Here is a 10,197-nt window from a genome sequence, read left to right on the forward strand (position 1 = left end):
TAATCGGTTTGTTGCCGAACGGAAAGTGTTTGTTCGAATGAAAATAGAATATATTATTGAGGTTGCAGTGATTTTCGGCGAAAAACGGAACTCCGGTACGAAACTTGATGCCTACATTTGCACTGTTAACAAAATGTTTCACTTAAAACCAATTGTTTATGGACTATACCCAAAAGATTAAGTTGCTGAACGAACTAATGCTCAATGCAACGCCGCAAAATGTAGATTTCACGCCGCAAAATGGCAATTATTGTGTGACGCTGATAGCTACGCGCCCTGTTCACACCTGGGGATATCAAAAACGTAATTTCAAGATTAAGGGACGGCTGGAAGAAGGCAAGACAATCTCTGCCGACTTGATAGCGGAAAATGAAATGCTTTTTGGAGTGGAAAATCTGCCTTACGTGGCACACGAGAGTGACCGTACCCCTATCTTCAAGATTATTCGTGCTTCCATTTTCTGCGCTTATGCGGGCTTGCAGCTTACGGACCTGCATCGGGGAATGCGGAAGATTGCTTGGTCAGATTATCCTTTCAAAAAATCGGATAAGGAAGAACAGGCAAAAGCGGAAATCAGATTCATGAAAAGGCTGGCATCGGTAATGACTGTTCCGGATCACTGTATGATAGGACGTTCCGTGGTGACCCATCTCACTTCCACCCGTTTGCGGGATGTTATACTGTACAACAAAGAGTACGAACCATCCTTATATGAAAAGATAAAGGATTCCATTGAATCTTTGTCTCACTTCATTCCGGCAAAAGACCATGCCGATAATGTGGTTCCCGATGTATTTGTTTCGCAACAGGATTGGGAAAATCCCCGTGACACTTATGAACATCAGGTTATCATACTCAATGCCAAAAGCAAAAAGAAAGAACTGTTCTGGTGGGATTACCTGAAACTCAATATTTTCCTGAGCGATTTGGAGTATTATTTCGGCTACTATATTTTGATGAACCGCTGGCAGATTCCGATGATCCAAAAGTGGATTGCCGAATACCGTGAAAAAGGTCTCTTCGAGTCCCAGCGTGCGAAAGATTATCTTCTGTTCTATTTGAAAGCCGGAGAAAAAACACCGGTTCGTGTTTTAAACTCACAGGGAGTACAGGTTAAGATGAAGATGCCTTCAAGATAAGCCGATAACATAATGTTTCTCATAGGGAAAAGCGGATTATGTATATTTCATAGGCATTTCTTTGCCGATAGAATGCATAATTGGCCTTTCCCTTTGTTTTTATGGTATATATTTATACTTTTGCCGTAAAAAATACCATCCGGTCGGTATTTTTTAGGGATATGGTGGAACAGGGATAGAATCCGGTTGCCGGAAGATGGAATAACAAAGACATAGAGGAACATCTCTGTTTTGAAATTCCACTTTCTGTTTGGGTTCCTCTATGCCGAACAAACCGACTAATCGGCTTATTTGAAAACAAATATAGCCAAAATTATGATGGTACAGGAAATTATGGATAAAAATATGTTGCGATAAGGTATCATGAAAGTGTTTATTGATTTATAAAAGCCTTTGGTTCATTTAGTTTATCTGAAAATGCATACATATTTAATAATAATGCGAATCAGCAGTTGGCTTTCTGATTCAAAAATTAAAAATTAACAAATGTAAGTAGAGCAATAGCCAACTTTCCAAAGGTATGTACCAACAGCCCTTTGGTAGCTCTTACTTTAGATGCTCTTTGAATTTCTGTTTTTTCATTCAGCCAGTTGAAAAAGGATTCGATAGGTTGTCTGACTTTTGAAACGGCTTGCGAGAAAAGGTCTCTTGCAGCTTTCTCCCTCTGTTTGAGAACTTCCGGTTCCCCTTTAATCTCTTTATGCGGAGTAAGCACTTTAACCGGATTGCTCTCATTAAAGAAAGAGAAATCGCTGTAAATCTTGTCTGCAAGCACCGTCTTTCCGGATAGGTATGGCACGCATTCGCTTTTGAATACGGTCAGGTCGTTGTCCGAAGCCGGTGTCAGAGTTATCATTTCCGGAAAAGGTAAGGTTCCCTCCCTACGCTGTCCTACCATATGCAGTTTCATGCCATAGTAGTACATGTTCTTAGTGGAGCAATACCCTTTTGATGTTATCTCCGTAGCTACTTTCCCCTCTCGGTTTTTCCCTTTACAGGTCACTATTGGCATAGAATCGACAATGGATATAATGGAGTCGCAATCCTTGGGCTTGAATGATTGTATCATGGTTTCCACCAGCACCTTAAATGTTTCTGAAAGCATATTTAGGCGTACGCAGAACGTTTGATAAGACGGCAATTTTGGAAACCATGATGACAGATACTCCTTAGCGAAGGTATGTATCTCCTTGATGTTGAAGTATCTCTGGCAGTACCCGCAGAACAGATAGATGGTAAGAACCTCCTCATCCGTAAACTCGGGATTGGAATTGTTACTGAATCTCTGGCAGTGGAAACGCAGAGAAGACTTATGGACATCACAGATATACATATACAAACCTATTAGTATTAACTTTTTCTCCTTGGGAATCATAATTAGAAAAACGAGTGGTTTTATTCTTCTAATTTACTGATTTTTAAGGCGATTACAAAATAAAATAATGAGATAATTAACTGAATTACAAACTTTTAAATCAAGAATCAGAAGATGTTTTCAACTGCTGATTCGCATTAATATTAAAAACCAAATGTATTTTCATCTAAAAAAACTACTTTTGTGTGATACTAAAAAAGATTATCATGAAAGGAACAAAAGGTTCAGAAACAAAAGCTTTAATAAGGGAGACTGCATTCAAACAGTTTCTGACAAAAGATTACAGCATGGTCCCCCTAAAGGATATAGAGAAAAGCCTTAATCTGTCAAGAGGCTGTACTTCTTATCATTATCCGACAAAACAGGAATTGTTTATAGATGTCATCAACGTTTATATTTTAGACGTGCAGCGGGTAAAACATGCGTCAGATAATCTGTCAGGTTTGTCTTTATTCGAATACTTCAATCAATATGTTGACAACATTGCAAAAGCAATGGATAGACTTTCTCAGTTTGTCATGCCGGAAGCTAATATTAATGGTACGCGTGCGTATATGAGTCTGATTTTGCAGGCTGAAAAATATTATCCCGGATTTCACCAGATGCTGAGTGAGATTGAAAAAAATGAGATGGCGCAGTTAAGACAGGTTGTTGTCAAAGCACAAAAGGACGGTGAGATACGCAGCTCTTGCAATACAGATTTGCTTGTTCAACAAATCAGATTGATTTTCTTGGGTAAATCATATCAGGATGCATTAAGAAATGGATTGGATGTGAATTCCTTAAGAGAACAATTGTACTTTATATATTTTCTAATTAAAAACAAGTAAGAAAATGAAAAATGATGTTTTTATTACGGGAACATCTTGTTATTTCCCTAATAAACCGGTCTCTAATGAGGACATGGAAGAGTTTTTAGGATTGATTGCAGGAAAACATTCAAGAGTTAAGCCTGTCATCTTAAAGCAGAATGGTATCAAACAACGTTATTATGCACTCACAAAAAGACAGGAAATAACGCATACAAATGCGGAAATGGCGGCTGATTCAATACGGAAGCTGTTACAGGATTCTTCTGTTTCGGAGTCGGATATTGAATTGTTGGCATGTGCAACCTCAAGTCCGGATCAGATGCTTCCGTCCCATGCTTCTATGGTTCACGGATTGCTGAAAAACAAGCCGATGGAAATCTTTTCTGCTTCAGGTATCTGCTTGTCATGCCTTCAGGCATTTAAAACCGCCTTTTGGGGTATTTTATCAGGAGAAAAAAAGAATGCGATATGTAGTACTTCAGAATTGACTTCGGCTACACTGCTTTCAAAGAACTATGATATTGAATATGAAAAATGTGCCGATATAGGAACACAGCCCTATATGGCACTGGAGAAAGATTTTTTGCGTTTTATGTTGAGCGATGGCGCCAGTGCTGTATTGCTTCAGAATCAACCGGGTAAGGAAAAGACTTTAAAAGTTGAGTGGGTGGAAATGACTTCATTTGCGAATGAATTGCCCACGTGTATGTTTATGGGAGCAGAGAGTAAAGATGACGGGGAGTTGAAAAGCTGGAAATCATTCAGCAGTCAGGAAAGGATAGACCGTTCACTGTTTGTTGTAAAACAAGATGTAAAACTGCTGGGAAACTATGCTGTACGATATTGGGCTAAGCACATTAAGTATTGTCTTGAGAAACATAATGTATTGCCGGATACAATTTCCTATGTTCTTCCTCACGTTTCTTCCATGTTTTTTTATGATAAAATAATAAATGAGCTTGAACAAGTGGGGATTGGAATCGACAAGAGCAAATGGTTCACTAATTTGCCGGAAGTCGGAAATATTGCTTCAGCAGCCATATTTGCGATTCTGGATCAATTCTGGAAGACACATAAGCTCATGCCGGGAGAAAAAATACTGCTGCTTGTCCCTGAAAGCGGACGCTTTTCTTATGGAACAGTGCTATTAAGTGTCGTATAAATTTGGAAATAAACGATAAATAACGTATTTTTGCGCTGTTAAAACGACATAGTATAGTATCATATATCATCTTCCAAACGAAAAGTGGAAAATTTCAAAGAGATAAGATGGAATATGACGGCTTGCGCTATATTAAAATATATAGCACAGGTGCGTCAGCATCATCTCTAGGTATTCCACTACCGCGTTGGGGTGTTGATTGCGTCTGTGCTATTTTTTATAATATAGGCAGTAGGATGGACCCGAATTTGAAACAGCGGATTATAGAGGAGGCATACAGGTTATTCATCACAAAAGGAATGAAGCAGACCTCATTCTGTGATGTGGCTGTTGCCGTGCATAAATCCAAAGGGGCTGTCATACACTACTTTCCTTCCAAAAAGAAACTGATTGATGCGGTTGTCAGAATGCGTTTTTTCCCCGACTCGCAGATTTCTTGTGAAATGTATTCCTTGGCTGACAAGGATTGGAATGAGTTTTTAAGGCAATACAGGAATCCGATAGAACGGGTGATAAACAGTTTTCCAAAACATCTGAATGGCAATCTCCTGATATGTTATATGCAGTTTGTTTCCTCCGCCCATGAATATATGGACGAATTTCCACAAATGTATCAGCAACTCCTTATCCGGGAACAGGACTTTCTTTCCAATGTGGCTTATGGTCATAAAATAAGTTTGAAGGATGCCAAGGCGTTCAGCAGACAGGCATTGAACACTTCTATTGGTAAGACTTTCTTGGGGATGTTCTCAGAAATTTAAGCCCGCATTCCTTTCCTTTTCCTCCCTATCAGTTCATTCCGTTGTCTTTTAGACTGATAAATGATAAAACTTTACTTGCTGGAACCTGTTTTTTTTCATTATTCTTGGAAAAGGCTTATCTTTGCAAAATAAACCGACTAGTCGGTTTATTTTGCAAAGAATTTTAATAGAATATAATGAATTAAAAAGTGAATAATTGGAAAGTAGGAATAAATTGTTGAAATCTTTGCGCCTGCAACCGCTTCTTGCCAAAATAGCGGTAGGATATATGGTCAAGATTGTAATCATAAGTGGTATTGCTTACGTTGGCATCTGCGAATGGAAAGAGACTAAGGCCAGGGAAATGGAAGTACGGATGATTAACCGGAAAAAGCATGAGATAAATGATATATATGTGAGAATGCTCAGGCTTTCTTTCTTCTGTGAAACCTTTATGGAGTGGAGTGAGCAGGATTTTTTATTATTTCAGAAGCAGAGACGGCACATTGACAGCCTGTTGTGTAGCTTGAGGTACTCCTCTTCCGGCTCACATACAGACAGCATCCGTAATTTGTGGAGCGACAAGGAGCGGTATATGCGGGAAATCATATATTGGGTACACAGGCAGGAGGAAGCCGACCGGGAAATTGCAGCGCAGATTCCGGCCATTGCCAGACAGAGTGAACGGGAAAATGCCCAAAAAGGGGGATTCCTGAAGAGGTTGTTCGCAAAACGCCACAAGGCGGATTCTCCTTCTGCCGCCTCCATGCTTCATGAACTTAACCGGAGCGTGGTGGGCAGACAGCAGACGTATGCCCGGAAGCTGGCAGAACGGACGGACAGCTTGGATGGGATGAACAGAAGGCTGAACGTGCAGTTGCGGCAGATGATTGAGAATATGGACGGAACGGTACAAGCGGAATTGAAGAGACAGGAAGAAGAAGTTGCGGAAGCCGGGAAACGGTCATTTGCCACGGTCATCGGTCTGACGGCATTCATGGTTTTGCTGCTGATATGGTCTTACATGGTGATACACCGGGATATGATGCGTATAAACCGTTATAAAAAAAGGCTGGAAGGCACAGTCCGTCAATTGGAGCAGACCGTTCTTGAAAACGAGGAGCTGATTGAGGCAAGAAAGAAAATCATGCTGGCCGTAACCCATGACTTGCGCGCGCCGCTTGCTTCTATCAGCAGCTATGCGGAATTGCTTTCCACGGAAAGAGAAGTGTCGAAGTGCAGGGAATACAACCGGAACATACGGCAGGTGGCGGGACACATGTCTTCCATGCTGAATTCCCTGTTGGGATTTTTCCGGTTGGAAAGTGGCGGAGAAAAGGCCGTTCCTGTCCCGTTCAGGTTATGTTCCGTCACCGAGATTTTGGAAACGGATTTTATGCCGCTGGCGGCAGGAAAAAACCTTTTGCTAAACGTGCTGAGTGCCGGAGATGCGGTTGTTATAGGAGATAGGGACAGGATAATACAGATAGGAAGCAACTTGTTGTCCAATGCAATCAAGTTTACGGAGCGGGGAAGTGTAACGGTTCGCACACAATTTGACCAGGGCGTATTGACGCTTATCGTGGAAGATACCGGCACCGGAATGGACGATGAGGAGCAGACACGCATTTTCACTGCATTCGAGAGGCTTCCCAATGCGATTGCGGAAGAAGGGGTCGGACTGGGACTTTCAATAGTAAAAGGTCTGGTCGGATTGTTGAACGGCAGGATTGAAGTGGCAAGCCGGAAAGGGTTGGGCAGCCGGTTCACTGTCTGTCTTCCTCTGGCTGTGGCAGAGGAAGCGATGGCGGAGAGCGGCAGGAGCCGGATTTCCGTACGGTCCTATACGGTACTGGTATTGGACAATGACACCGTTTTGCTGGCGGCAATCAGGGAAATGTTTGCGTATCACGGGGTGGCTTGCACGGTATGTGAGAACACGCGTGATATGATGGAGCATGTCCGCAGCCGTAGTTATGACCTTTTGATTACGGATTTGAAAATGCCCCGGACAAACGGATTCGAGGTGTTGAATCTCCTGCGCATGGCCAATGTGGGAAACTCACGGAGCATTCCGGTTATCGCGAGTACCGCATCGGGAAACTGCGATACGGGGGATTTGTATGCGGCAGGATTTTCGGGCTGTTTGAAAAAGCCGTTTTCCGCCGAAGAACTTTTGCAGGTATGTACGGAATGTCTGGGAAGTGAAAGGCAGTCTGAACAGATAGACCTCGATGCCCTGCTGAAATATGGGAACAGGAGGAAGATGCTGGATACCCTGATTCGGGAGACAAGGAAGGATATGGAGGCTATGGCTGAATGTGCAGAAAAGAATGATCATGAGGCACTGAAAGAATGGATACATCATCTGACAGGCTCGTGGGAGATCATTCATGCCGGCAAGCCGCTGCGTGAGTTGTTTGCACTGCTTCAGGATTCGGGAGAGTTTTCTGTGGACGAGTTCGGGCGGACTGTACAGCAGGTATTGGATAAAGGAAAAGAAATAATATGTTTGGCACAACAGGCTAAGAAGGCTTATGAGAGTAATTGTTGTTGAGGACAATGTCTTGTTCTGTAATTATATCTGCAATTTTTTGCAGAAGGCGGATTTGGATACTGTAAGGACTTACAGGCTGGCACAGGCTAAGAAGGTCATTGGGACATCCGTCCGTGAGGATGACATCGTATTGGCGGATTTAAGATTGCCTGACGGGGAAAGTACCACGCTGTTGCAGTGGATGAGGGAGAACGGCTATATGCACCCGTTCATCATGATGACTAATTATGAAGAGATACATTCTGCGGTTCATACCATGAAGCTGGGTGCGGAAGATTATATCCTCAAACCGCTGGTTGAAACCAGGCTGCTGCCCGTCATCAAAAAAATAAGGACGGTGAACGAGGCTTTCACCAAGGTAATCTATGAACGCAAAAGCACCCCTTTTTGCGAGTTGAACCGGTACATTCACATGGTAGCGCCGACGGATATGACGGTACTGATATTGGGAAGCACCGGAACGGGAAAGGAACACCTGGCAAAAAAGATTCACAGGCAGAGCCTCAGATCCGGCAAGCCGTATGTAACGGTCGATTGCGGCAGTTTGTCCAAAGAGCTGGCACCTTCCGCCTTTTTCGGTCATGTCAAGGGGGCGTTTACCGGAGCCACAGAGGAAAAGGCAGGATATTTTCAGGAAGCGCAGGGAGGCACCCTGTTCATGGATGAGGTGGAGAACCTTTCGATAGAAACGCAGCGGATGCTGTTGCGTGCCATGGAGGAACGGCGGTATCGTCCGGTAGGCGGACAACGGGACAGGCTGATGGATGTGCGCATCATTGCGGCCACCAATGAGGATTTGCAGGAGGCTGTTGCGGAAAAGCGTTTCCGGAAGGATCTGCTTTATCGCTTTCAGGATTTTACCATCACCGTACCTGCATTGCATAATTGCCTGGAGGACATACTGCCTTTGGCGGATTTTTTCCGGGAGCAATCTTGCGGGTTGCTCCGGAAAGAGGTCTTGGATTTTGACGAACCGGCAAAGAAGATGCTGCTGGGATACAGTTGGCCGGGAAATGTACGGGAATTGAAGCAGGTCATTCATGCGGCGGTATTGATATGCAAAGGAAAACTGATTACCCCCAATTCCTTACGGCTCCAATATACGGGAGAGTCCGTTTCTGACCCCATGGGGAAAGAGAAGATAGACAAGTGTTTGCAGAAAGATGAAAGAAGAAACATAGAGCAGATCAAGACGGCTCTTTCCATCTCTAAAGGGAACCTGACACAGGCAGCGGCCTTGTTGGGAATCAGCCGCCCGACCCTTTACAAGAGAATGAGCCTGCACGGAATTTCCAGATAGGTTTGTTTGCGATACAGTTTTCCCCCTCATCAAAGGAAAATCGAATTTGTCTTGCCGGCCGCATTTGCCGAATCTTTTCGTGGAAATTTTCCTTGCGGCTTCGCCGTGGAAAATTTTCACGAAAAAGAATGCGGCGGCAATCCAGATTCGATTTGAAAAACGATTACAGGGGCAAACTGCGACCGACGTGACGCATGGATAAAGGATATGGGCTGCTTGAAGAGGCCGTGTTTCATAATCCATGAAATTCCACATATCCAGCCGGAATACAGGTCTTATGAAAGTCTTGCTGTAAAAAAGCGGAAGGCATGAGAAGACAGGGGGCTTCAGCTCCCTCTGTTCTGCATGGTTTTGTCTTGCCTGCCCGCCCGCTCTTTTTCTGGTGTCGGATGCGCAGGCTTTTTCCCTTCTGCCTCACGTATCTTCTCTCTTTCCGTTTATTCACTTCCCTTCTTCTCCGTTCACGGTTTAGCCGTTGGAAACAGTTATGTTTATGACATCTGACGACATTTGATGACATCTGATGACACCTTTTTGAAAATCAGCATATTATTTGGAAATACCCCATACCTTTGAAGCGTCAAAGCAATTCATTAACCCCTAAAAGAAAAGGTATGGCACAAGAAAAGACCCCGAACGAAAAGCCCAAACGGACCCGGAAGCCGAAGGCCGGAAGTGATGCTCTTCCGGTGGAACAGATTACGGAATTGATGCTGGTTCATAACAAGAACGATCCGAAATTCGGAGTACAGGCTGTCAGTGAAATTGACAAGGACGGAAAAGCGAAGACGGTTCCGGCGGACGAGAAGAATGAAAACTCATTCCTGAAATTCGACAAGAATTCGAGTATTCTCGAAAACTTCATCAAGAATTTTTGGAGCCAGCTCAAGGAACCTACCCATTTCCGCCTGCTCCGCATGACCTACCACGACTACAAGGTGAACAAGCAGGCCATCAGGGATTTGTCGGAGGGAAAGCAGACGGATGCGGTGAAAGAGTTCCTCAAACGCTACGAAATCCGTCCAAGAGAAAACAAGAAGGAACAAAGTGTAAACCCAAAAGAAAAAACAGCTATGGCAGACAAAGAGACACAACCGCAGGAACCCCTGCAA

The 10,197-nt window shown here is 43.5% G+C and carries 7 protein-coding genes and 1 pseudogene; 7 read left to right on the forward strand and 1 reads right to left on the reverse strand.

All coding sequences use genetic code 11. The annotated features are described in order from the left end of the window. The first annotated feature begins 158 nt into the window (after window positions 1-158). Window positions 159-1,139, forward strand: a complete 981-nt coding sequence (locus tag KTR06_RS15720; RefSeq protein ID WP_057098224.1) for a hypothetical protein — start codon at window positions 159-161, stop codon at window positions 1,137-1,139. Between the two features lie 472 nt (window positions 1,140-1,611). Here KTR06_RS15720 and KTR06_RS15725 read toward each other — a convergent pair whose 3' ends face one another. Continuing rightward, a complete protein-coding gene (locus KTR06_RS15725) occupies window positions 1,612-2,472 on the reverse strand; it encodes a transposase (RefSeq protein ID WP_217290543.1) in 861 nt (286 codons plus the stop codon). A 248-nt stretch (window positions 2,473-2,720) separates the two neighbouring features. Here KTR06_RS15725 and KTR06_RS15730 point away from each other — a divergent pair, with 248 nt between their 5' ends. The 6 genes and pseudogenes from KTR06_RS15730 to KTR06_RS15755 all read left to right on the forward strand — a co-directional run. After that, the gene (locus KTR06_RS15730) at window positions 2,721-3,344 is read left to right on the forward strand and encodes a TetR/AcrR family transcriptional regulator (RefSeq protein ID WP_007832805.1); all 624 of its coding nucleotides are present in this window, start codon (window positions 2,721-2,723) and stop codon (window positions 3,342-3,344) included. 4 nt (window positions 3,345-3,348) lie between these two features. Next, window positions 3,349-4,488: a beta-ketoacyl-ACP synthase III gene (locus KTR06_RS15735; protein WP_005802583.1), complete on the forward strand. Its 1,140-nt coding sequence runs from the start codon at window positions 3,349-3,351 to the stop codon at window positions 4,486-4,488. A 236-nt stretch (window positions 4,489-4,724) separates the two neighbouring features. Next, the gene (locus KTR06_RS15740; RefSeq protein WP_117943186.1) at window positions 4,725-5,249 is read left to right on the forward strand and encodes a TetR/AcrR family transcriptional regulator; all 525 of its coding nucleotides are present in this window, start codon (window positions 4,725-4,727) and stop codon (window positions 5,247-5,249) included. Between the two features lie 196 nt (window positions 5,250-5,445). After that, window positions 5,446-7,785, forward strand: a complete 2,340-nt coding sequence (locus tag KTR06_RS15745; protein WP_217290544.1) for a hybrid sensor histidine kinase/response regulator — start codon at window positions 5,446-5,448, stop codon at window positions 7,783-7,785. Continuing rightward, entirely contained in the window at window positions 7,766-9,085 is a 1,320-nt protein-coding gene (locus KTR06_RS15750; RefSeq protein ID WP_004288700.1) for a sigma-54 dependent transcriptional regulator, read from the forward strand. The genes KTR06_RS15745 and KTR06_RS15750 overlap by 20 nt, the downstream gene beginning before the upstream one ends. A gap of 614 nt (window positions 9,086-9,699) precedes the next feature. Next, window positions 9,700-10,197, forward strand: a pseudogene (locus tag KTR06_RS15755) (copper amine oxidase); the annotation flags it as partial.

Origin of the sequence: Bacteroides sp. MSK.20.12 (genome assembly GCF_019052435.1) — a bacterium.
Taxonomy (GTDB): domain Bacteria; phylum Bacteroidota; class Bacteroidia; order Bacteroidales; family Bacteroidaceae; genus Bacteroides; species Bacteroides xylanisolvens.

Coding starts and splice junctions, on each gene's coding strand:
- KTR06_RS15720 (WP_057098224.1), top strand. CDS start 159: ATGGACTATACCCAAAAGATTAAGTTGCTGAACGAACTAATGCTCAAT.
- KTR06_RS15725 (WP_217290543.1), bottom strand. CDS start 2,472: ATGTATATCTGTGATGTCCATAAGTCTTCTCTGCGTTTCCACTGCCAG.
- KTR06_RS15730 (WP_007832805.1), top strand. CDS start 2,721: ATGAAAGGAACAAAAGGTTCAGAAACAAAAGCTTTAATAAGGGAGACT.
- KTR06_RS15750 (WP_004288700.1), top strand. CDS start 7,766: ATGAGAGTAATTGTTGTTGAGGACAATGTCTTGTTCTGTAATTATATC.
- KTR06_RS15735 (WP_005802583.1), top strand. CDS start 3,349: ATGAAAAATGATGTTTTTATTACGGGAACATCTTGTTATTTCCCTAAT.
- KTR06_RS15740 (WP_117943186.1), top strand. CDS start 4,725: ATGGACCCGAATTTGAAACAGCGGATTATAGAGGAGGCATACAGGTTA.